The organism is Bifidobacterium sp. ESL0690, from assembly GCF_029392315.1.
Taxonomy (GTDB): Bacteria; Actinomycetota; Actinomycetes; order Actinomycetales; family Bifidobacteriaceae; genus Bifidobacterium.
Map to the genome: position 1 here is coordinate 2308598 of NZ_CP113939.1, position 23195 is coordinate 2331792.

Annotated in this window: 18 protein-coding genes; 9 read left to right on the forward strand and 9 right to left on the reverse strand. The window is 54.1% G+C overall.

All coding sequences use genetic code 11. The annotated features are described in order from the left end of the window. Nucleotides 1-32 precede the first annotated feature (32 nt). The gene (locus tag OZX62_RS09030) at nt 33-1496 is read right to left on the reverse strand and encodes an FAD-dependent oxidoreductase (RefSeq protein WP_277175851.1); all 1464 of its coding nucleotides are present in this window, start codon (nt 1494-1496) and stop codon (nt 33-35) included. Between the two features lie 456 nt (nt 1497-1952). Here OZX62_RS09030 and OZX62_RS09035 point away from each other — a divergent pair, with 456 nt between their 5' ends. The 4 genes from OZX62_RS09035 (at nt 1953) to OZX62_RS09050 (ending at nt 6348) form a co-directional block, all read left to right on the forward strand. After that, nucleotides 1953-3014 carry an ABC transporter substrate-binding protein gene (locus tag OZX62_RS09035; RefSeq protein WP_348519313.1) on the forward strand — a complete coding sequence of 354 codons (1062 nt, stop codon included), beginning with the start codon at nt 1953-1955 and terminating at the stop codon, nt 3012-3014. 215 nt (nt 3015-3229) lie between these two features. Beyond that, entirely contained in the window at nt 3230-4048 is an 819-nt protein-coding gene (locus OZX62_RS09040) for an ABC transporter permease (RefSeq protein ID WP_277175853.1), read from the forward strand. Nucleotides 4049-4257: 209 nt separating this feature from the next. Continuing rightward, nucleotides 4258-5832 carry a DUF805 domain-containing protein gene (locus OZX62_RS09045; protein ID WP_277175854.1) on the forward strand — a complete coding sequence of 525 codons (1575 nt, stop codon included), beginning with the start codon at nt 4258-4260 and terminating at the stop codon, nt 5830-5832. Between the two features lie 333 nt (nt 5833-6165). Continuing rightward, entirely contained in the window at nt 6166-6348 is a 183-nt protein-coding gene (locus OZX62_RS09050; protein WP_277175855.1) for a hypothetical protein, read from the forward strand. Between the two features lie 72 nt (nt 6349-6420). Here the strand turns inward: OZX62_RS09050 and OZX62_RS09055 are convergent, their stop codons facing one another. Further along, a complete protein-coding gene (locus OZX62_RS09055; protein WP_277175856.1) occupies nt 6421-7410 on the reverse strand; it encodes a hypothetical protein in 990 nt (329 codons plus the stop codon). Nucleotides 7411-7491: 81 nt separating this feature from the next. Then, nucleotides 7492-8163: a histidine phosphatase family protein gene (locus OZX62_RS09060; protein ID WP_277175857.1), complete on the reverse strand. Its 672-nt coding sequence runs from the start codon at nt 8161-8163 to the stop codon at nt 7492-7494. A gap of 401 nt (nt 8164-8564) precedes the next feature. On the opposite strand from OZX62_RS09060, the gene OZX62_RS09065 reads away from it, so the two are divergent. Beyond that, complete coding sequence (locus OZX62_RS09065; protein WP_277175858.1) at nt 8565-9923, forward strand: MFS transporter; 1359 nt, start codon at nt 8565-8567, stop codon at nt 9921-9923. Between the two features lie 257 nt (nt 9924-10180). Here the strand turns inward: OZX62_RS09065 and OZX62_RS09070 are convergent, their stop codons facing one another. From OZX62_RS09070 to mvk, 3 genes are all read right to left on the reverse strand, one after another. Next, on the reverse strand, nt 10181-10729 hold the full coding sequence (locus OZX62_RS09070; RefSeq protein ID WP_277175859.1) for a GtrA family protein: 549 nt from the start codon (nt 10727-10729) through the stop codon (nt 10181-10183). A gap of 62 nt (nt 10730-10791) precedes the next feature. Further along, nucleotides 10792-11946: a diphosphomevalonate decarboxylase gene (mvaD, locus tag OZX62_RS09075; protein ID WP_277175860.1), complete on the reverse strand. Its 1155-nt coding sequence runs from the start codon at nt 11944-11946 to the stop codon at nt 10792-10794. A gap of 170 nt (nt 11947-12116) precedes the next feature. Next, nucleotides 12117-13184: a mevalonate kinase gene (gene mvk / locus OZX62_RS09080; RefSeq protein WP_277175861.1), complete on the reverse strand. Its 1068-nt coding sequence runs from the start codon at nt 13182-13184 to the stop codon at nt 12117-12119. Nucleotides 13185-13633: 449 nt separating this feature from the next. Here mvk and OZX62_RS09085 point away from each other — a divergent pair, with 449 nt between their 5' ends. Next, entirely contained in the window at nt 13634-14737 is a 1104-nt protein-coding gene (locus tag OZX62_RS09085; RefSeq protein ID WP_277175862.1) for a glycosyltransferase, read from the forward strand. Between the two features lie 34 nt (nt 14738-14771). On the opposite strand, the gene OZX62_RS09090 is transcribed toward OZX62_RS09085, so the two are convergent. Both OZX62_RS09090 and OZX62_RS09095 read right to left on the reverse strand, forming a co-directional pair. Next, entirely contained in the window at nt 14772-15737 is a 966-nt protein-coding gene (locus OZX62_RS09090) for a glycosyltransferase family 2 protein (RefSeq protein ID WP_348519294.1), read from the reverse strand. 144 nt (nt 15738-15881) lie between these two features. Next, nucleotides 15882-17315, reverse strand: a complete 1434-nt coding sequence (locus OZX62_RS09095; protein ID WP_277175863.1) for a DUF2142 domain-containing protein — start codon at nt 17313-17315, stop codon at nt 15882-15884. A 154-nt stretch (nt 17316-17469) separates the two neighbouring features. Here OZX62_RS09095 and OZX62_RS09100 point away from each other — a divergent pair, with 154 nt between their 5' ends. Then, on the forward strand, nt 17470-18513 hold the full coding sequence (locus OZX62_RS09100; protein ID WP_277175864.1) for a glycosyltransferase family 2 protein: 1044 nt from the start codon (nt 17470-17472) through the stop codon (nt 18511-18513). Between the two features lie 68 nt (nt 18514-18581). Here the strand turns inward: OZX62_RS09100 and OZX62_RS09105 are convergent, their stop codons facing one another. Then, the gene (locus tag OZX62_RS09105) at nt 18582-19973 is read right to left on the reverse strand and encodes a DUF6056 family protein (protein WP_277175865.1); all 1392 of its coding nucleotides are present in this window, start codon (nt 19971-19973) and stop codon (nt 18582-18584) included. Between the two features lie 183 nt (nt 19974-20156). Here OZX62_RS09105 and OZX62_RS09110 point away from each other — a divergent pair, with 183 nt between their 5' ends. Beyond that, nucleotides 20157-22049: a rhamnan synthesis F family protein gene (locus OZX62_RS09110; protein ID WP_277175866.1), complete on the forward strand. Its 1893-nt coding sequence runs from the start codon at nt 20157-20159 to the stop codon at nt 22047-22049. A gap of 24 nt (nt 22050-22073) precedes the next feature. After that, entirely contained in the window at nt 22074-23162 is a 1089-nt protein-coding gene (locus tag OZX62_RS09115; protein WP_277175867.1) for an acyltransferase, read from the forward strand. Nucleotides 23163-23195: the final 33 nt, after the last annotated feature.

Sequence of the window (23195 nt, forward strand, 5' to 3'; positions counted from 1 at the left end):
CCACCACCATGCCGACTAATCAGTCAGTACACTCAGCCCAGAGCCAAAGCACGCAGTTGGGCAGGGTCGATGACCTTTTTGTGGTCGCGGCCTTCCTTCGCGCCCTCGGCACGCTCGTAAGTGTCGACCTTCTTCCAGCCGGCGAAGTCGATGGGCTTGACACCGCGCGACGCGAGCAGGCGGTCGATGGACTCGGGGTCGCGGTCGGCGGCGATGCAGCCTTTGCCGGCGCCATCAACATCCTCGGCCTTGGAGAGGTCATCGAGCATGTTGCCGACAATCAGAAGCGCATCGGACTTGGTGGAGCCAATCAGGCCGACAGGCCCACGCTTGGCCCAGCCGGTGGCGTAAAGACGCGGGCGAACGGTACTCTTGCCGGTTTCGGCGGTGAGAATGCGGCCTTCCTCGTTGGCCAGCACATCTCGCTGCTCGTCGTAGGCCACACCCGGTACGCTCGCCGGCTTGTAGCCGATGGCGTGGTAAACGGCCTCAACCGGATAATCCGTGAATTCACCGGTATGGCGCATCACGCCGTCCGCTCCGGTTTCGGTGTGCTCGACGTGCAGGCCTACAACCTTGCCATCCTTGCCCAGCACCTCGGTGGGCGCAGAGTTGAAGTGCATATAGTACTTCTTGGGAGCAGGGTTGCCCTCGAAATCGACACCGCCATCATCTTCCATATCCTCGGCCATGTCGCGGATGGCGTAGAGCTCCTCGACCATCTGGCGGGTGAGCTTGTCCTTGCCGGCCTGTTCGACGGTGGCATCGTCGAGGTCGAAATCATCCTCATTGATGATGATCTGCACGCCCGGCAGCTTCTCGAGTTCGCGTAGCTCCTGCACGCTGAACTTGGCCTGGGCCACACCACGGCGAATGAAGAGGTGCAGCTCGCGCGCCTTGTTGGTTTTGATGCCGTCATAAACATTGTCTGGAATGTCGGTACGGGCCTTGAGATCGTCGGCATTGCGCATCAGCTCGCGCGAGACATCCATCGCCACGTTGCCGCCGCCGATGACGGCGACCTTTTCGGCATCCAGCGGCCACGTGCGAGCGCCGGTCGGATAACCGTCGTACCATTCCACGAACCTTGCGGCACCATGCACGCCGTCCAAATCGGCTCCAGGGATGGTCAGCGGCCGGTCCGCAACAGCACCGGTGGCGAACAGCACCGCGTCATAGCGCGGCAGCAGGTCGTCAAGCGTGACGTCCTTGCCGAATTCGACATCACAGTACAAATGAATATCCGGATTATCCAACGTCTTCTCCAGCGCATCGGCGATGAATTTGATGGCCGGGTGGTCGGGCGCAACGCCGTAACGGACGAGGCCGAACGGCACCGGCAGCTTCTCGAAGAGGTCGATGCGCGCGTTGGTGGGCAGACCAAGCGATTCGCCCTTCTTCTTCAGCTCGCGTAGGAAAATGTCGGATGAATAAACTCCCGCAGGGCCGGCACCGACGACGGCGATACGGAGTGTGTTGCTATTGTTTTCGCTCATAGTCCTAGATTAACGCAACCGGGGCCACCGCGAAAGACCAAACGTTAAGAGATTACTTATATTTCAACGTCAAACACTACATTTGTGCCCCCTGATGCCTATACTTTAAAGCTGTTCGCGCGGTTGGTGGCAGCAGCTGCGCCAAGACGATTTAACAACGCAGACAGCTCGGGAATAGCGATTTTGCGGTGACATTGGCTGAGATAAAACCCAGCCGTAACCGCAAAACCAATTGGTATACAACGCTTTCCAAGCTCGATGCACCGGTTTGATTCGTCGCGCGGACTCCTCACCTTTCCGCATGCGTCGCCTCAGGCCGCAGAACAGACAAGGTGATTCACAGTGAGTATCAAAACCGGTTTTTCGAGGATTTTTAAGGGCAACGAACGATTCAGCGGTTCCCGAAATGATGCCAGAAACAATTTCAACTATTATCGCAAAATAATTCGCAAGACTATGTCGGTCATCGGCGCGGCGGCGCTGGGGCTTTCGCTAGCAGCCTGCGGTAATGGTTCAGCAAACAACAATGCCACCGACGCCAACGGCAAGCCGACGCTGACGTTTATGCTCGACTGGACGCCGAACACCAATCACGTCGGACTGTATGTGGCCCAGCAGCTCGGCTATTTCAAGGATGCCGGTATCAATGTGAAAATCCTGCCGACCGCCCAAGCTGGGGCGGAAACCAGCGTGGAGAACGGCGTGGCCAATATCGGCTTCTCGAAACTGACCGACCTCGCCAACGCCGACGCGCATGGTGCCGACCTGAAGCTCGTCTTCGACCTGACGCAGAAACCCATCGCCCGCTGGTGCAGCCTGAAGAGCCGCACGGACATCAAGACGCCCAAGGACTTCGCCGGCAAGACCTTCGTTACCTTCGGGTCGGCCGAACAGAGCGCTTCGGTGCGCCAAATGATCCGTTACGCCGGTGGCGACGGTGACTTCAAAACCGCTACGGCCGGCACCAATACCTTCCGCACATTGACCAGCGGCAAAGGCGACTTCGCCGGCTTCTACGCCAACTGGGAAGAAGTAGAATCACAGCTCAACGGCCCGGCACTCAACTGCTTCGCCGCCGATAAATGGGGTGTGCCCGGCAATCCCGACCAACTCGGTTTCGCGGTGAAGAATTCATGGCTCAACAACCCGCAGAACGTCGCCAATCTGAAGAAGTTCCTCAAGGCCGCGCGCCGCGGTTACGACTATGCGCTGGCCAATCCCGATAAGGCCGCCGACATCCTCGTGAGCCAGACCAAAACCTCGCACCTCGACCCGAAACTCGCCAAAGCCTCGATGGAAAAGGTCGTGAAAGAAGGCTACTGGAGCGGCAACGGCATGAACGACGACACCACGGACGGCAAGCCCGACCAGAAGCTCACCGCCACGGTCAACACCGAAGACGGCCAGAAGTACTTGGATTTCCAGTACAACGCCGGCACCTACACCGATTCCCACAAAAAGAAGCTCGCCCGTGCGCCCCAAGCCGCCGAGCTTGCGACCAACAAGTACGTGGAATAAGGTTCCCGACAACTCGACTCCCACTGCGAGAACTTAAAAAAATAATCCCGTCCTCCTTACTTTGGTGCTGGTAAACAGCATCTTGTGCACGGTCAAAGTCCGTTTACCAGCATCGAATTGCAAGAAAGACGGAGAACCACACATTCCTGCTGGAAAACCGCATATTAGTGACGATACGAGTCCGTTTACCAGCAGCAGCACAATGAAAGAATGAGATGACAACGAAACAGAAACGCCGGTCAACGTCCTCGCAAAGTTGGTGGCACAAGGCGTTGCCGCCGGCTATCACCATCGGTGCGGTACTGGTCGTCTGGCAGGTAGCAGCGAGCGCCCACCTCGTTTCCGAAACCACGCTCGCCTCCCCCGTTGCCATCGTTTCATCGATGATCGCCACCTGGCCAGAACTGATGGCTGCGACGGCCGTGACCACCGTTGAAGCACTGGCCGGGTTCGCGATTGCAGTCGTCGTCGGCATCGCCATCGGCATGGGTCTTTACGTCTCGAAAACCGCCAATCGCGCCATTTATCCGTTGCTCGTGGCCGCGCAGACCATCCCCATCATCACCATCGCTCCGCTGTTCATGATCTGGTTCGGCTTCAATCCAATCGGCAAAATCACGCTGGTGGCCATTTTCGGCCTGTTCTCGATTGCCGTCGACACCTCGCGCGGGCTCACCGCCGTTCCCCGCTTCTATCAGGACGTGGCGCTGACCTGCGGAGCAACCAAGCCATGGACCCTGTTCCATGTGAAACTTCGCGTCGCCGGCCGTCAGATTTTCTCCGGCATCCGCATCAGCGCGGCTTACGTGTTTGGTACGGCTGTCACCGCTGAATACCTCGGGGCAACCAACGGCCTCGGCGTCTGGCTGCAGGGAGCGTTCAATTCCTTCCAGACGTCGCTGATTTTCTCCGCCGCCATCGTCGTGGTGGCGTTGACCGGCATTCTGCTTGGTTTGGTCTCGCTCGCCGAACGTCTGTTGCTTGGCCCGGCCGACAAAGATGACGCGATATCGCTCGATGACAGTGAATACTGATCAATTCGGCGGCAGCCATTAGGCGTTCCATAAGTTATTCCTAAATCGTTTGACCAAAAATCTATCCAAAGTTGCTGACTCTCGACATCTTCCGCTAAACTGAAACAGACATATGAGGTCGTATCTCCACGCTGTATCTAGGCGGTGCGGGTATTATCGGCTATGAAAAATATGCATAGAAGACGGAATGGTTCAACGAAAGGAAATCGATGAACGACACCAACCCTCAAACGAACGAGGATTACATAAATCCGGAGCAGAATCAGCAATCAAGCGAAGGCGCTTCCCAAGCATCCGACAACTCCGAGAATCCCGCCGGCTCGTCATCATCGACTTCGCCGCAATCTCACGAGGACTCTTCGATTGCGCCGCTAGATTCGTCCGATTCATCATCAACCGATGATTCCAATCAGCAGGTAACGCAAGAAGCATCGTCTTCGGCTTCTCAATCCAATCAGCATGAAGGGGTTTCACAATTTGCGTTTTCCCCGGATCTTCCGCCTCTGCCCGGTTCGTTGCCGCAGTACAATAAAACGTCACAATATGACACACCGGAATATCACGCTTCGCAACCAGCTGCGCAGTCCGACGCCTCGCAGACGGATTCACAGTACAGCGGCTCGCAGCCCACGCCACAATCCAGCGATTCGCAAGCGGCTCCGCAATATAATGCGGCGCAATCTTCATCTCAATATGATGCCGTGCAGTCTACATCTCAATACGACGCCGCACAATCAACCCCGCAGTATAACGCCGCGCAACCGGCATCACAGTACAACACTTTCCAGCAAGCCCCGTACGATAATCTCCAGCAGCCCCAGCAGGCTCCGCAATACGACAATCCCCAGCAATCGCAGAGCAGCTTCCAATCTCAATTCCAGGCAACCCCACCCACAGGCGGCCAAGGCGGCATGCCTGCGTTCAACGGAGGCATGCCCGGCCAACCCTACGGCAACCCGAACCAAGGTGGTTTCGCATCGCCAATGGCCGTCCCACTGAACATGCCGTATTATGGCTGCCCGCCATTCGAGGCCGTCAAACGTTTCTTCCGCAAGTATGCGAAGTTCTCCGGCCGCGCCAGCCGCAGCGAATACTGGTGGGTGCAGCTGTTCATCTTCATTGTCTACGTCATTATTTTCGTGTTCGACGAGCTGCTGTTCCGTACCGGTTCAAGCTTTATCGACTACATCTGGGAAGTTGCGATTTTCATACCGCAAATCGCCATCGCCATTCGCCGTCTCCATGATTCGAACAAATCCGGCTGGTGGTGGATACTCCCCTACGGCTTGGAATTCGCAGGCGTGTTGATTCTTGGATTCTCCGTTGGATTCAGCCTCGGCGGACTCCTGGCCAACCCATCATCCGCAGTCGCCGACACTTTCGGAGCCGGCGTCATCGGAGGGTCGCTTTTATGTCTCCTCTTCCTCCTCGTTGGCTTCATTTTGCAAATCGTTCTTATGGTACTTGGCCCGAAACCGGAAGGTGTACGTTTCGACGAGGATGTGCCGCCGATGAATCCAGTGAATCCGGGAAATCCGGCAGGCCAGTACGACCAGTACGGTCAGTTCATTCCGCAGCAGAATCCCGCCAACCAGCCGTATTCGCAGGCTCAGCAGCAGTCCGCTTCCGCAGGAAATTCGTATTCGCAGGCTCCGTATCAGCAAACTGCTGCGAATAATTCGTACGCACAGCCATATAACGATTTCAACGCAAATAACAACGCAAACAATTATGGAAACTACGGAGGTTACACAAACAGCAACGGCAATAACTTCGCACAATAAGCGGCAACCGTTAAGCCTGAAGGCCTTTTGAATCCGTCTGCCGGATATCAGATGAATGAATCCAAGGCCTTCGGTCTTGACAAATAAACCGATTACGCTACCGCCTGACGGTGCCGCGAAAATCGCTGTTCATCACGTTTTCGTTCACCCGTCTGTCAAACAATTGTTCGGATTTATGACCAATCTCAATAATTCGAAATTTGCGGTTTGTTTATTAAATAAACCGCATTCAGTATCATAAGAATTCAATGTACACAGATACGTACGTCCAGCACTTGTTGGAGCCAATCCGGCGCACTGCGGCGTGCGTAGCCGATCAGAAGGGAAAACAAAATGAGCAGAGCTGATTCAACCGGAAATCCCCAGAATACCAACGTTAAGGAACCGCCATACGACGCGAATACGCGACCAGGCGGAGGCCATGACGGCAAGACTTTCCTGCCCGGTTCCGGCGGGGAACCCGCAAGCGGATACATGGGACCCACCGACATGGGCTCCAAGAAATCCAGAAACTGATACAAGCTATTCGATATATACGAAAACGTGCGCTGCCGCAATGTTGCTGGCAGCGCACGTTTTCGTATATATCTACAACTCCACCGGCGGCTTGTTCTTGTCCTCCGGAATGTCCTTGAACTTTTCGGCCAACTTGGCCTTCTTGATTTTGTCTTCCTTTTCCTTTTCGGCCTTCTGTGCCGCAACCGGATCATAGACGACGTCGTTGCGGTGCTTCTCCCACTCAGCCTTAGCCAGCGGCGAGACGAATTCGGCCACCGCGTCAAGGGCGCGCGCATCGTCGCCGGAACCGGCCGCATCGCTGTACTTGGCGACCAGATCCTTGAACTGCTGGCTGGTCAGGTACATGCGCGGAATCGACATGCGCTCGCACAGCTCGTTGATATAGAGCATGATTGGAGTCGCATTGCGAGCGGCGGCAGCATCAGCACTATCCGTGTCGCCGGAACTTTCGACATCCTGTTCAACCAAACCAAGCAGCCCGTCAATGGCGGCCAATACCACCGCGAGACGCTGGGCCACGCTTTCGACGTCGGGGCCGTGCGGTGTGGAATCATCGGCGGCGGAACCATCGTCTTGTCCGTCTTCATTCGAAACGGCACTGACACCTGCAGCCTGCTCAATCTCCTCAAGAGCCACAGCCACGGCCTTCACCGTTTTCTCGTCCCAGCCGACGTGGAGGTCTCCGGCACCTGCCATCACCAATGAAGTGTCACCGTTGCGAGAATAGTCTTCCATCTGCTCGTAGGCATCGTTGACGTCAATCAACGCGTCGACCATCGATTGCGGGCGGCCCGGTATACTAACCGCGCCCTCGTAAACGAACTCGGCATCGGCCATCGGGATTCCCTCGCCGGTAATGACCTCGGCCACCGCACGGCAGACCAGAACCTGCAGGTCCTCGGCGTATTTCGCGTCATTGCTCAGCTTCTGGGCGGTGTCCAGCGGCCAAAGCGCGATGAGATCAACACCGGCCTGCGCAGCATCCCGCACCTCGGGCATCAAAGCCAGACGAGCCAACCAGCCATCTTTGACTATCCCGCCTTCAATATCAACCGCCATATTCGCTCCTTTGCCTTCTGCCAACTGCCGGTTTCCTCACTCTATCGTAATCCATACGCTGCTATGACGACGCCGAAAGATCTACTTCACGTCTTTGGCCGGGTCGACGTACGCGATGCGCAGCATCTTGCCGGTTTTGCTGTCGTAGGTGATCGAGGTGATCGAGGCGAGCGCGGTGTGGCGCAGGAGCATGTTGTGCTCGGGGTGGCCAGTTTCCAGCATATGTCGATAGCTCCAGATTGGCGACTCGTGGCTGACGATGATGACCTGCGCGCCCGGATGGTTGCGTACCGCTTCCTGCGCGAAATCGCCGACCCTCGCGGCAATATGCTGGTAGCTTTCCCCCCAGCTCGGCCGCCAAAGGTTGCGCAGCAGTTTGAGACTTCGCGGACGCCACAGCGCAGCTTTGCCGTAGCCGATACGCAAGCCGCGGAACTCGTTACCCGCTTCGATGAGTCGCGGGTCGGTTTCTATGGAAAGTTCCGTTTCCCCGCGCGAAAGACGCACTGGGTTAAGTTCGGCGAGAATCGCCTGGGCGGTTTCACGCGTGCGGTCCAGCGGCGAAGAATACAGCGCCACCGCCTGATTCATCTGCGAATCGGCAGCAATGTAACGTCCGCTGGTTTGGGCCATGCGCAATCCCAACGCCGAAAGATGGAAGCCGGGAAGGCGCTCATAAAGCAAATGACCAGGGTTTTCGACCTTGCCGTGACGGACGAAATGCAACGTGGTCTGTTCCCCGCTTGACGACATGAACGGCCTTTCCTTGATAACCCGATAACCATTACTCATTTCGAACGTCACCAATAGCGACGTCCTTTTTAACTAGTAACAGGGTACCAGCGAGGGTACCGGCATCTCGTAGCGTAAGCCGTGTTTCTTGCGAGATCTAAAGCCCCGAACAACCCGATGAATACGTTTGCAAAAGTTTTACGTTTTATTCTTCGTCCACCGCGCAATCTACCGCGTGTCGCGGCGTATGACCGCTAAAGTATCGAGGCTGAGAGTAGAGAAATTGGGTATCTACCACCCTTCTGAATCTCAAAGCGATGCCCTAAACAATCCACACAAACCGCTCGCGCGCCAACCGGATTTCTCTGCTGCCACAAACCGCAAGACTTCCACCACACACCCTGAAAGGAACCCGTAAAGTCATGCGCTTTATACCTGTTTCCGGCCTCAAAGACGCCTCCCACCGCCTCTTCGGTGGCTATGCCGAACTCTTGCGTATGCCGCACACCGCACGCTTCGCCGTCGGTTCGGTCATCGCGTGTATGCCTTTCCCGATGGTCGGCATGACCATCACCATTTCGGTGCAGCATTATTACGGCAACTACACGCTCGCCGGAGCGTTGAGCGCGGTACAGGCCATCGCATTGGCGATTATGAGCCCTGTACTCGGCAAGCTGGTCGACAAATTCGGGCAGCGGCAGGTTTCGATTCCCACCATCATCGTGTGGATCGTAGCGGCCACGGCGCTGGTTTCATGTATTACAGCACGGGTTCCTTCCTGGATATTGTTCGTCATCGTGCCTTTTATGTCGGCAATACCGCCATGGGGCGCGATGTCACGCAGCCGCTGGACGAATCTACTGCGCGGCGACCGCGTGCGCACCGACCGGGCGCTTTCGCTTTCCGGCGTCTTCGACGAGGCGATGTGGGTGATCGGCAACCCGCTGGCCTCGACCTTAGCGGTGATTTCCGGCGTGCTCGCGTTTTCCGTGACCGGCATGTGCGTTATCGTCGGCGCACTGATGTTCCTGACCGAACTCTCCACCGAACCGCCCTCGCAAACGCAACTGGCCCGAAAAGCCGGCATCTCCCGCAAGGAATACCGCAGGCGCGAGGCTCTGAAAGCCGCCAAGTTGCGCGGGCAGGCCGAGGCCGCGGAGGAAAAAGCAGGATTGCTGAAATCCGGGCAATCCATCTGGGGACCGGGCCTGATTGCCATGTGCGTCACCTGGTTCGGTCTCGGCGCCTTCCAGTCGGCCGCATCGATTTCGATCATCTCGTTCGCCACCGAACAGAGCATGAAGCAATACACGGGCTTCGTTTTCGCATGCTTTTCGTTCTCCTCGATGATTGGCGCGATCTTCTACGGCGCGAAAAACTGGACGATTCCGCTGTGGAAACGCTTCTACTTCTGCCTGATCGTCGTCGACCTCGGCACGGCCACATTCATGTTCGCCCACAATATCTGGACGATTATGATTGTTTACCTGCTAATCGGCGTTTGTCAGGCCCCGACATGGATCAACGGCAACCAGCTGATGCTGCATCTCGTGCCGCCGACCCGCTTTACCGAAGGCATGGCGTGGACCAGCGCGATGAACTCAATCGGCGGTTCCGCGGGCTCGGCCATTGCCGGTGTCTTCATCGACCGGATGGGTTCGCACGGCGGTTTCCTCGTGGTGGCCGCGCTTGCGATTACCTCGCTGGCCTTGTCGTTCTTTGGTTTCAAGCAGATCAAGCAAAGCACCGAAACTCCTATGCTTACGCAGGTCGAGGTTTAAGACACAAGTTCAGAGATGCGGAGCGCAACAGAGCGGATGCATGAGATTAATCGACCATACTCACTCCACGCGCAAGCCGATACCTCATACATCTCTAAATGCGTCTTTTCCAGCACTCCGCACACATTTGTGCTGAAAAAGTCCTAATTAGCCGCGCTAAATACGTCTTTCCCAGCACCTATCCCCTACTTAGTGCTAGAAAAGACGTATTTTGCTATTATTACAGACTAATTATTCACGCAATAACAAAAACGCTTCTATTGCCAACCCTTCGGGGTGTGGGCAATCGACCACTCACCCAGCTTTTGCGCGAACGTTTTGCGCTTGGGAGCCGTGGACGCTGAAGCCGAGGACACGGAACCAGCGGCTTTGCCGTTCTGGCTGGAATGGTCATCAAGCAGCCACTTGCGGATGACGAAGTTCCAAACGGCGACCACCACAGTGGCCACGATTTTGCCGATATTGGTGCGCAGGACATACATTCCGTGCTGCACGATGGCGGCATTGGCCACCATTCCGAGCGTGCTCATCCAGATAATCAGATCATTGATACCGAGACCGACCACCGCTGCCGCAAGAAAAATCGAACCTTCCATCCAGCGGGCCATATCGGCGCGACGCTTGAACACATACTTCATGCTTGCCCAGTAATTGAACGCCAACGAAACCAGAAACGAAATCGTGCTGGCGACCACGTTATTCATATGGAAAGCGGCCACCAGAATATTTAGCACACCGAAATCGATAACGGCTGCGATGACACCAACGATACCGAATTTCACGAGTTGTTCAATAAGCTTTTTCACAAGAGACCATTTAACTACCTGTGCCTGCCAACTTTATGCAAGAATGCATAATTACCACTGATTCATCGCATGGAATCTTCGAAACGCACGCCGGCTCCTGGCCGATGGACCGCAATCTCACAGCCTGGCAGGCGGTTGCGCAGCTCGTCGGCCACACGCTCGGCATCGCGGCCGTCGGTCAGCACTTTGACGTTCGGACCGGCGTCCATCGTCGACCACGCGCCCAAACCGGTTTCACGAATCGAGGCGACGGCGCTTAGCGCGGCAACCGTCTGCGGAAGCCAATAGAAAATAGCGGGGCGCGAAGCCATCATCGCCGCGTGCATGCCGAGCGCATTGGCTTCGGTGATTTCCCCCAAGCGTTGCACGTCACCTTCGCGAATCGCCGCGAGTGCATCGTCCATATCCTGCCCGCACGAATCGATCCATGCGTCATAGAGCGGCGAAGTGGCGATGGTGCGGCGCATGGCCTCACGACTGGAAATCGGCTTTTTCGCGCCAGAAATCAGCACCACGATAATGGCCAAATCCATGTCACTGGAATCAACCGGCTCAGCGTACGAACTCTCATCGTCATGTCCGGCATTCCACTTCACCAATCCGCCGAAAACCGAACGGCAGGCCGAACCCGAACCGCGGCGAGCCAAACGGGAGAGGTCACGCGGGCTCAGCTCAAGCCCGGCAGCTCTGGAAGCCGCAGCCGCAAGCGCCGCAAAGGCCGACGCCGAACTGGCCAAGCCAGCTCCAAACGGTACGGTATTGGAGGAAGTCACGCGTGCAGGAGATGCGATACCCGCTTTATCGCGCACAATATCAAGGAATTTCGAGACACGAGTTAACGCCGGACCTTGTTGCGCTTTACCATCGATAGTCAGGAAATCGGCAATCGACTGGGTATCCGACTTCTCTGAATCGTCTAGCGAACTCGTCGCCCCACCTGTCGATGAATCTAAGAATGGGGATCGCACCAACGGGAGCGACGCCGTATCAGGCTCCCCGAATTCGACCGTGGTGCGCGTGGAAAGTCCATTCAGCGTTAGGGAAAGGCTGGAAGCACGAGGAATAATCAAGTGTTCGTTCGCTTTGCCCCAATACTTGATCAGCGCAATATTGGCGTTCGCCACGGCGGTGACTTTCTTCCCAGACCCCGCTTGCTTCATGGATTCGATACACGAAACGGAACCCGAGCGCTTTTGCGATTCCCGTGTTTCCGCCATATCCGATGCACTGACCTTCACAATTCATGAGTGTATTCCGTCAACGCGGGCAAGACTATACAAATCCGAGACTATCTACCAAACCCGCAGAATTCAAGATAATCCATTATCGTCAAATCCTGTAATTTCATGAATCTGCCACTACGCAAGCCTCGTTGCGAAACGCTTCATCACGCAGCTACGAAAGACCTGCTGTCGTAATGATTCTTAACTTCATCAGCATCAACAGACTGTTCATTCTCATCTTTATCGAACAACGGGTGAATCCAGACCTCGCGAGCGCCTTCGCACAGCAATGTGCGCTTGATATTTTGCGCAGTTTGCGTGTCGGGTGCCAACACGATCAGGCAGCCACCCAGGCCGCCACCGGTCATTTTCGCACCGACGGCACCGGCCGCACGCGCCGCAGCGACCAGATGATTGACCAAAGGATGGCTGACATTGAGCTCGTTGAGCAAACCCTGCGCGCGGTTCATGCGCTCGCCCAGCATGAGCACCGTCCCTAGCTCAAGATCAGTTTCGGAAGCACGAGCCAGTTCGCCAAGCTCGTCCATAATGGACTTGACGTGCGCGTGATCCTGCTCGTCCTCTTTATGGACGTTGCCGACCGCCTCACGCGTGCTGCCGGCGATGCCGGAATCCGCGATGATCAAGTAAGCCGGCATATCAACACGCATTTTCTCGATATCGCCGGATTCGAATGCGACCAAATCGCGCGAGCACGTCGTCACCGCGTCAAGGCCCGAAGGATTGCCGTGTGTAATGACTTCGGCCTCGTTGGTAAGTTTCCAAATCTGTTCTTCGCTGGTCTTGACATCGCAGGCGTCGAGAATCGCACGGATCACCGCACCTGCGCTGGCCGCCGACGAACCCATGCCACGTCCTGCCGGGAACGAGCTGTCCGTCACAACGTCGAAGGCGAGGCCCGGATAACCAGCAAATTCCGTGGCGACCTTGACCGCACGTTCCAGCCCGCCAAAACGGCTTCCAGCTTCGGAAAACGAGCCTTTATAATTCAAAGCCTTGAGGGTGCCAAGAGATGTTTGAGAAGAATCCTCGGAATGACGGAAATCGCTAATCACGGTATGCGACGCACGCACCGGTTCAACCGGCGTGACCCAAGCCCGCATTTTCAGCGAAAGCAGCGGCGCGGCGACAGCGGGATACCCGTAAACCACGGAATGTTCGCCCATGAGAATGACCTTCGCCCAGGTCTCGCCATACCCCATGTGCACCATCTTGAGCCATCACCTTTCATGATTCATACATCTCAAATGGCTATCAACACTTCACTTCCGGCTGCGATAAATCGCGGTTTCAAGCCCAAAACGGACTAGCAAACGACAGACACAAACAGCGAAACGCATACAGAATATTGCGCATCAATCGCTCATCGCGGCTTTCATCGTCACCAATATCGGCATTGATTGCCTACCGATTCCCGAGTCTAGAAATCGATTTGTGAACTGTGCGCAAACGAGCGTGAAGATAGTGGAAAGGCGACCCGGATTTGTGTGAACTTTAGTTTTGTGCATTTACTTTTCCTTCACTACTTTGCAAGTCTCAAGTAGTGGCCTCATTCTACTGCTTTGCTTCACCGCCTCACATTCATCTCACCATATTTCATCATTCCTTCCGACCTTCCATACAGCTTTTGCCTTCCCCACCAGTCTCTACACTTATGGATATGACCAACACCGCAGAACCGCTTGTTTCCATCATCGTGCCTGTGTATAACGCGGCCGATTACCTGCATTATTGCGTGGATTCAATCATCGGGCAGAGCTATCGCAATCTTGAAATCATTCTCATCGACGACGGTTCCACGGATGAGTCGAGTGAACTCTGCGACAAATACGCGAGCGCCGATCAACGAGTCAAAGTGATCCACCAGGCCAACGGCGGTATCGGCAAGGCGCAGAACGCCGGGCTTGACGCGGCGAGCGGCGAGTACATCGCGTTCTCTGACAACGACGACATCCTCGACCGGCGCAACATCGAGCTACTGCTGCACGCGCTCGTCTCCACCGGTGCCGACATGAGCAAGGCACGTTGGCGCCAGTTCGGGGTTTCGCAGCTTGACGATGTCGCCGACGAAGCGCAGAAAGGCGCTGCCGACCCAGACAAGACCACCGTTTTCTCCCACCCGCTTCACGCCTATCAAACGGTGTTCTGCAAATCGTTGCGGCTTCTGGGCTCTGCACTCGGCCGCGCGACAGAAACGAAATACTTCAACGAAGCCAACTGGTGCCGTCTCTATCGCCGCGAACTTTGGGGCGGTATCCGCTTCCCCGAAGGTGTCTACGCGCAGGACACCGCTATTTCCTGTATGCTTTACGCACGAATGAGCAAAGTGGCCGACATCGACGTCAACCTCTACAACTGGCTGCAACGCCCGGATTCGGTGACCCACAATATGCGCAGCGCTTCGTTCTACCACGACCACGTCGCCGCGTCGCTCAAGAACATGGATATCTGCCGTGAAGACGACGTGCTCCCCGCTCGCAGCTATTACACCTTAGTAAGTAATAATAAATATGAGCAGCAAGCAGCGAAGTTGGAATCGGCAGAAAACGGCATCGGCAATACCAACGAAACCAATGCCTCAGACGCCTCAACGACGGAAAACAAAACCTCGCAAACGCTTGACACTGCTCAAAACGACAACGAACAGACCAAAAAAGTTCTGCAACGGCTGAGCACGTTCCAACGTCTGGAATGCGCAACGCTCCGCGCCATCCGCCTGGCCGAAAAATTCGTCTACGACCGCGAAATCAAGAACATGAAGTAGGACGCCAAGGCCTTCGCTCTGAGAACAGAACCTACTATTCCCTATCCGTGCCTTTCGAGGCGTTCATCTCTCGAATCTTGCGCTTGCCGGCACGCCAGCCTCGCAGCATCGCGCCGATTTTCTTAGCCTTGTCGTGTTCGAAAAGCAAGACGATGAGCGCGTCACCGACGATGCGGGCCACGGCGTGAGGCCATGAATACACACCAAGTTTTTTATCGATATACAGGGCGTTGCGCTCGATATAGTACCAGCGGAACGGCGCATGGTTCCAAGCAATCGGATGCTTGATGCCAAGATTGATCGTCCGGCTTTCACCGATTTGGTGCGGCATGACCACAGCTTTGCATTCGACAATCGGATATCCCGCAGCCACCAGCCGACGCGAGAAATCGAAATCCACCCCGTCGATAAAGAGCCAATCGTCAAACCCACCAATCGCCCGCCACGCAGCAACATTGGTCAAGCTACCGGAAGTAATACATTCATCTTTTGAACGCTTGCTATGGAAAACCGTACCGTCCTTACGGTTAATCAGCAACGGGCAAACGATGCCGACCCGAGATGAACCATTGGAATCATCGGCTCGTTTAGAACCATTCACGGAATTTGCCGAATCTAAGACACCATCAGAATCACTCGACGCACCACTCCCCACAGCCGCCACGTCGTCCCGGTCCTTCAAACAACGTCGATACCCGTCAATCATCCCGCTAGGAATCTCAGAATCATCATCCAGTGTGAGCACCCAGTCGAACCCAGCTTTTTCGGCCCACTCGAAAATGCGATTCAGCGCCACGGCAACGCCAAGATTCTTTTCATTACGCAACAGCGTAACCTGCGGATACCCGGCCACAAAGTCAGCCACCTTGTCCACGTTTTTCGACCCGTTGTCGACGATAACAAGCGCCTCGACCTGCTTTAGCAGCGCAGGCACACTCCCCCGCAAATCGTCCAAAGAGGGGTTAAACGTCACCATCCCTGCCGCTATACGCATGTCCATCCGCCCACCTTTCCGTCCACTACTTGCCAATATCAATCATAAAGCTCAAAGGGATTCGAGAAATTCAACAATCCTCTATCAAGGAATAAACCGACAAAGATCAATCAAGAACAATCCGTATTATTGTACCTGCAGAAAAAGCTGTTATTGCCGATAATCCAAATCGGCTCGTGCCGCCTTATCTGTATACGCAACAGTAAGCAGGAGAGGCAAGAGTGGGAAGAAATACCGTTCCTCCATACCCATCAAATAATCGTTCCACCCCATATAATACAGTCTGTTCCATATCAGCGCTTCGATGGCATAAATCGCTAGAAGAATGAGCGCGAGTATGACAAGGGAAGTCAACGCATAACGATAAACCGCAATCCAAGATTCATTTTTCTTCGTTTTAAATACACGCCGGTTGTAGGCGATATAGCCAAGCCACACAACGATTAAAACAACGAAAGCCATGACATCAAACGAGTACTTGGGCGCATTCTGCCAAAACGCGGAAAGGGTGCTATAAAGCACCATAGCTACTATTTTCACAGGCCTTTTGCCCGCATATGCTACATTTTGGGCAACATTCACGTTGGGGAACGTACTGCTGAACATGACGCTCCAGACTCCATAAATGGGCAGGGACACCAACATCGAAACAGCAACGAACCCGATCTTGCGTTTGGTGGACAACACCTTTTTTGGCAAGACCATCACCAGCAACGCGAGCGCGACGTACACGCCCTTACAAAATACCAACAATGCGGTTAGGGCAACCAGGCCGGCCAGCGCACCATTGCCCATTCGCCCGCCCGACTCCGCACATTTCAACACAAGGGCGACGAATAATGTGGCCACGCTGATAAAAAGGGCATCAGCCATCAAACTCGAAGCCATGAAAACCGTCATCGGCAGAACACCGAGGATCGCAAGAAATGCCTTGCCTCGAGGCAATATCGCAATCGCCAACGCATACAACGCCAGGAATAGCAAGAAATTGGTAATTCGGCCCAGCTGCCAGTTGGCAAAAGGCGAAAGCCCTATTTTCATACCAATCCAAACGCCTAAAGCCTGGGGCGCATAGACAATCGGGAAATACTGATTGGAACGGTTGGTCAGGGTTTTAACAGGAATGGTGACGGTGAGGGCATGCTGCCGGTCCGTCGATTCCTGAATCACACGATGCTTATCATACAGAAAATGCGACAGGAACGAAGCATGGGAATGTCTGCCGTTTTGACGGGAAGCCTCCTGATGAAATTCCTCAAGCAAATCGGATACCATGCCGTTGTGCATGCCGGTACGAAACAGATAGCGCGAGTCTCCGGTGATGTGTTGTACCCTGACCTGATTGCCGTATGGGTCTTTGTGACCCTGAACCGGGTTGAACTCCTGACCGGTGACGACAGCGTAAATCGAATTGGCATGAAGATCAGTATCGGGAATGCTCAAAGGCCCTGTCGTCTGGATGAACATGGCACCCTCGGCGGCGCAAACCACCACAAACACAAGTACAATCAGCAGATTTCGTTTCGCGCCGACAGTCGGTTTCGCTGACCACTTCTCCAGCAATCGCTTCAGCCGATCATTCAATGGCCAACCACCTTTAACCTATGCACGCTATACACGCGAAAAGAAATTATCTATACCAATATCCTATAGATACACATGGAAACAACGTCAGACAAACCCGATAAGCATAGGTTGGGATCTTTTCCTTTGCCACCCCACGGTATAATCTGGAAACATGACCAGACAAGGGAAATCCACGAACCTCGACAAAGATTCGGGCAATGTCTCATCCAATTCGAACGATGACCCGAAAGTCGCTATCTCACTGAAGCCTTCGCCGCTTCTGGCGTTGGTCATTCCCTGCTACAACGAAGAAGACGCCCTCAAAGAGACTTCAAAAGTAGTCCGTGACAAACTTGCATCGCTGAAAAAAGACCATGCGATCGACCCCAGCAGTTTCGTCATCCTCGTCGACGACGGCTCCACCGACAAGACCTGGCAGGAGATTTCCGCGCTTCACGACAAGGAACCGGAACTCTTCCACGGAGTGAAATTCTCCCATAACCGTGGGCATCAGAATGCTTTGTACGCTGGGCTCATGCAGGCCCGTGCATTGAAAGCAGACGCCGCGGTTTCCATGGACGCCGACCTGCAGGACGACCCTAACGCCATCGATGCCATGGTCGAAGAATACCGAAAAGGTGCCGAAATCGTTTACGGCGTGCGAGACAACCGAGACACCGACACTGTCTTCAAACGCAGCTCCGCACACGCTTTTTATCGTCTCATGCACTGGATGGGCACCGAGACCATTCCCGACCACGCGGATTACCGGCTGATGAGCCGTGCAGCTCTTGATGCCTTATCGGAGTACACTGAAGTCAATCTTTTCCTGCGCGGCATCGTGCCTTCGCTTGGTTTCAAAACAGCTAAGGTCTATTACAAACGTTCCGAGCGCGTCGCCGGCGAATCAAAATACCCGTTGCGCAAGATGGTGTCTTTCGCCATCGATGGCGTCACCTCGTTTTCCGTCAAGCCACTCAGCGCCATCACGGCCATTGGCGCGATATCTGTCATCTTCGGCATCATCATGCTGATCTACACCATCGCATCCCTGTGTGCCGGCCATGCCCAAGCAGGCTGGGCCTCAATCATGTGCTCGCTGTGGATCATCGGTGGCCTCATCCTCACCGCGCTCGGTATCGTCGGCGAATATATCGGCCGCATCTACCTGGAAGTCAAGCAGCGTCCGCGTTACATCATTGAGAAAACGATCTAACGGGCGCCTAACAGTCGGAAGAAACATCCGATACCGATTCCAATAGGCTAATAAGCCAGACGTTCGTCCTAGCCGAAGATATAGAGCTGGTATCCGACCCTCATAATCCTCGTGATGAAGCTGATTATATTGAGCACAGCAGGGATGAAGACAGCGATATAGATAACCTTATTCCTGAACTTGCTCTGAATCATCGCCAATATAATGATGATCAATACCGCGGAAACGTACATGCTGCGAGCGCCGGTCGCATAAATCGTCGGCGAGAAATACATAACCATGCCGGCGCAGAGTGACGCCAATGCCAACAAGAGAACCACATACTTGTGTTCAAGGAACCTCATCAGAAGCACCACAAGGCAGGCTACGAAAACAGTCCAGAATATGTACGGGAACAGCCAGTCGGCCACAGGCTCTCCCGGTCCGTGAACCTTGAATATGAAAAGAGACGTCCAAAGCTGCATCTTGGGTTCGGCGGCGAGCAGGATGAGCTGACCGACGACAACTCCCATCAGCCCATAGTCAAGCGGCTGCAACGTACGCTGCTCGTTCAACGAGGAATCATTCTGCGCAGATGCAGCATGCTCGTTGTGCCGGGAAGCGACGATGGAAACGACTGCCGCAACAGTCGTAAAAGCGATAAGCCCGAACAAGTAGTTGGCGACCTCGCCATATTGCCAGACAACGCCCTTATAGATTTTCGTCGTCAAGGGAAGCTGATCGAAATTAGGATACCAGTGCTTGGTCTCGCTGACAGACCTCAGCTTGGAACCGGGGCAGACGAGTTCAATGATCAATCCGACAATCGAAGCGCAGGCATTCGCAGCGACCCCGACGTTGACTTTATGCTGCTTGACATAGAGGTAAATCAAGGTGATGAGCGAAAAAGCGACAACGCAGGGGCCGACCTGCTCAACGCCCATCGAGCCCAAAAATGCGGCAATCACATAAAGGAATTTGTATTTGGTGTTCTGTCCGCGCACCGCATCGGACAAAAGAATGCCGCTGAAGACCGCCAAAGAGGCCGGCCACAAATAGACGACCGCACCGGCAAGCCAAAAACTTGAATTGAGCAATATCGTCGGCGCCAGAAGCCAATATGCCGCATAAACAAACAGAACGGAACTCGCTTGAACCTTATGGAACGCAATTCGAGCGATACTATAAACCAGCAGGGTAAGGAATAAGGCATTGAAAAAGCGCCAGACGGTCTGCGGGAACGGGACGGTAAAAGCGGCCGAAATTTCGGAGAACACGCGCCCGGACCAAGTCTTGTAACGCATGATCACCCATTGGATGCCGTTCATCCGCCGCAGTTCGCGAGCGTATTTCGCATCGTCGCCAGGGGCTCGAAGTACGAGGAAGGAAATCGCAAAAGTCGTCAGCCAGCAAACAAATAACGCAGAACCTGTCCGGAACTTATCCTTATGCAGGACTTTCATCAGTTGTGCTTGGTTCAAGAGATTTCCTTCCGATCCTGTATCGACTCGTGGAATAGACAATTTAACTATAGCCTACTGTCAGCAAATTTCAGATTCGACTTGTCTCAATAAACCCCTTATTATTTAAAAGGCAAATTTTCTAGGTTACGTGTAAAGTTAAGGCATCGTTGTGAATATGCCTATGAGGAGCAGCAAAATCTTATGAAATTGTCTGAAACCAGCGTGAATCGTCTCGGCATCTTTTTCTTTTATGATGAAGATGGCATCGTTGACGATTACATTTCGACACTCCTCGAAGGCCTTACGCCGTTTTTCTCGGATTTCACTGTCGTCGTCAACGGCAAGCTTACCAACGAAAGCCGGATAAAACTACTGAAATTCGTGGACAGCACCAAGCTCATCGTCCGGGTCAACAAAGGCTACGACGCCTGGGCCTATAAGACCGCCATGGATTCCTACGGCTGGGACAAGCTCGCGAAATTCGACGAAATCGTGCTCTTCAACGCCACGATCATGGGCCCTATCTACCCGTTCTCCGAAATGTTCGAAGCGATGGACAAGCGCGACCTCGATTTCTGGGGCATCACCAAATTCCATCGCGTCGAAGAAGACCCGTTCGGCCGCAGCCCCTTCGATTACCTGCCCGAGCACATCCAGTCGCATTTCCACGCCTACCGCAAGAGTCTGCACACCAGCAAGGCGTTCCGCGACTATTGGGACAACTTGCCGGAAATCAAAAGCTACTATGATTCGGTCGGCTACCACGAGTCCCTCTTCACCAAGCGCTTCGCGGACAAGGGCTTCAAGTGGGATGTCTACGTCAATACCGACGATCTTGAAGGCTTCTCATATGGCCCCATCACCTTCGCGGCGAAGCAATTGGTGGAAGAGAAGCGTTGCCCGATCATCAAGCGGCGCTCGTTCTTCCAGTGGTATGGCGACGTCATTTCGCAATCCGTCGGCAACCCTGCCCTGGATCTTTTTGAATATCTACGAGACCACACCGATTACGACACCGATCTGATTTGGCAGAACGCCTTGCGCAGTATGAACTTGGCGGACTTGATGAAAAACCTTCATCTTGACTATGTACTGCCGCAAAATCAAGGAACCGAGCTTCCTCAAGGCAAGAAGATCGCGCTGGTCATGCACCTTTACTATATGGACCTGCTCGATCAGACCATGCAATATGCACGCTCGATGCCCGAAGGCAGTGACCTCATTCTCACCGTCGGCAGCGAGGAAAACGCCAAAATCGTCCGGGATTACTGCAACGAAAACAATCTGCCGTATAACGTCGACGTTCGTGTCATCCAGAATCGCGGCCGTGACGTCAGCGCTCTGCTCATCGGCGGCGGCAAGGACCTCTTCAATTACGATTATGTCTGCTTCATGCACGACAAGAAAGTGACGCAGGTCTCCCCGCAGTCCGTCGGCGACGGGTTCCGCTACAAATGCTTCGAAAACATGCTGCCCACCAAGGAATATGTGCAGAACGTCATCAAGCTGTTCGAAGATAATCCGCGTTTGGGCATCGCCATGCCTTCGCCGCCGAACCACGGCGACTATTTCCCCAACTTCACCTTCACCTGGGGCCCGAACTATAAAGGCACCAAGAAATTCCTCGAACACACCCTTGGCATCCACGTTCCTCTCGATGTCAAAAAGGAAGCAGTCGCGCCTCTTGGCACCATGTTCTGGTTCAGGCCGGAAGCAATGCGGGGCTTGCTCGACCGAAATTGGAAATACACAGACTTTCCGCCAGAGCCCAACAAAATCGACAACACGCTTTTGCACTACATCGAACGCTCGTACTGCTACGTTCCCCAGTCCAATGGATATTTCCCGGCCTACATCTTCTCCGAGCGATTCGCGCGCATCGAGATCACGAATCTTGCGTTCGGCATGCGCGAGCTCACCCGCGCCGTTTCCGACCCTTGGATGAAGAAGAATCTCGAGGAAACCAAGGGCGCAGTAACCGATGGCAAGCGTTTCCGCAAGAGTCTGCTGCGCGTAATCAAGAACCTCATCAAGCGCACACCGATTATCGGACCACAACTCGTGAAAGCCCGCAAAAAGCAAGTCAACAAGTAACAGAGCGATAAGGAAGAATAAAACTTGACGAAAGAAGAAGTGCAAAAGACGCGACCGACACGAAAACCTCGCCTCTTTTACCTTGATTGGGTGCGAGCAATTTCCGTTGTTTTCATACTGATTACACACTTCAACACCCCGGAGTTGCTGAAACACCCGATTTTCGTCAACTACCCTTTTCGTATTTTTCTTGGTGATTTAGGCGTCTCACAATTCTTGATTATTTCCGGCGCTGCACTCATGTACACCTACGGAGATACGGAACATCTCAATCTCAAAGAATTCTATTGGAAGCGTTTCAAGTCCATTTTCCCAATGTTCTGGCTTGCGTTCCTTTTTGCCAACACTTTCCTTTACATCAAAAATGGTGGTGCGCCCTCGGTAAAGGCACCGCTTTGGACGATTATCCTCTCGATTTTCGGAGTGGACAGCTACGCCGCTGCGGCCGGTTACATTACCTTTGCGACCACAGGCGAATGGTTCATCGGCTTCATCATCATTTTCTATCTGATTTTCCCGTTGCTTCGGTATGGGGTGAAAAAGCATCCTGCCATTACCGCTGCAATCGTCCTCGCGCTTTATCTCGCGACGATAATCCTGAAGCCGACTTTCCGCACTCTCCCGCTTGAGCTGCTGCCAACATCTCGCCTGCCCGAACTGCTTTTTGGCATGTATTTCGTAAAGTACTTCAACAAGGCGAACACCCCTACTGGAATTATCGCCATTGTTGTTCTTGTTCTTCAGCAGATTTTCAATCCCATTCCCAATGCCATGGTGACCACCACCCTGACAGGAATCGCTTTCTTCCTGGCTCTGACATGGATAGGGCCGCTGCTTGAATGCCAGCCGGTCAAAGTGCTGATCGGGACCATCTCTAAATATTCTTACGCTATTTTCCTTACCCACCACGTAGTCATCGAACAGATTTTCACTGTGGTCAAGGCATCCAGATATGCAAAGTACATGTCCGGCGCCTACGTGCTTTTCTTCGCGGATTGCGTGATTATCATGATCCTGTCAATATTGCTATACAAAGCAGACGCCGGGTTCAAACAGTATGTTGCGCGAATGTTCAAGAAAACCGACGCTTCCGCTGCGAAAATATCGGCTTAGATAATTAATCACATACTGATAAAGGGCAAGATC

Excerpts from the sequence above, each read along its gene's own strand:
- OZX62_RS09085 (WP_277175862.1), top strand. The coding sequence starts at position 13,634 with ATGACCAACACCGCAGAACCGCTTGTTTCCATCATCGTGCCTGTGTAT.
- OZX62_RS09055 (WP_277175856.1), bottom strand. The coding sequence starts at position 7,410 with ATGGCGGTTGATATTGAAGGCGGGATAGTCAAAGATGGCTGGTTGGCT.
- OZX62_RS09100 (WP_277175864.1), top strand. The coding sequence starts at position 17,470 with ATGACCAGACAAGGGAAATCCACGAACCTCGACAAAGATTCGGGCAAT.
- OZX62_RS09040 (WP_277175853.1), top strand. The coding sequence starts at position 3,230 with ATGACAACGAAACAGAAACGCCGGTCAACGTCCTCGCAAAGTTGGTGG.
- OZX62_RS09035 (WP_348519313.1), top strand. The coding sequence starts at position 1,953 with ATGTCGGTCATCGGCGCGGCGGCGCTGGGGCTTTCGCTAGCAGCCTGC.
- OZX62_RS09045 (WP_277175854.1), top strand. The coding sequence starts at position 4,258 with ATGAACGACACCAACCCTCAAACGAACGAGGATTACATAAATCCGGAG.
- OZX62_RS09090 (WP_348519294.1), bottom strand. The coding sequence starts at position 15,737 with ATGGACATGCGTATAGCGGCAGGGATGGTGACGTTTAACCCCTCTTTG.
- OZX62_RS09065 (WP_277175858.1), top strand. The coding sequence starts at position 8,565 with ATGCGCTTTATACCTGTTTCCGGCCTCAAAGACGCCTCCCACCGCCTC.
- mvaD (WP_277175860.1), bottom strand. The coding sequence starts at position 11,946 with ATGGCGGAAACACGGGAATCGCAAAAGCGCTCGGGTTCCGTTTCGTGT.
- OZX62_RS09110 (WP_277175866.1), top strand. The coding sequence starts at position 20,157 with ATGAAATTGTCTGAAACCAGCGTGAATCGTCTCGGCATCTTTTTCTTT.
- OZX62_RS09030 (WP_277175851.1), bottom strand. The coding sequence starts at position 1,496 with ATGAGCGAAAACAATAGCAACACACTCCGTATCGCCGTCGTCGGTGCC.
- mvk (WP_277175861.1), bottom strand. The coding sequence starts at position 13,184 with ATGGTGCACATGGGGTATGGCGAGACCTGGGCGAAGGTCATTCTCATG.
- OZX62_RS09060 (WP_277175857.1), bottom strand. The coding sequence starts at position 8,163 with ATGTCGTCAAGCGGGGAACAGACCACGTTGCATTTCGTCCGTCACGGC.
- OZX62_RS09050 (WP_277175855.1), top strand. The coding sequence starts at position 6,166 with ATGAGCAGAGCTGATTCAACCGGAAATCCCCAGAATACCAACGTTAAG.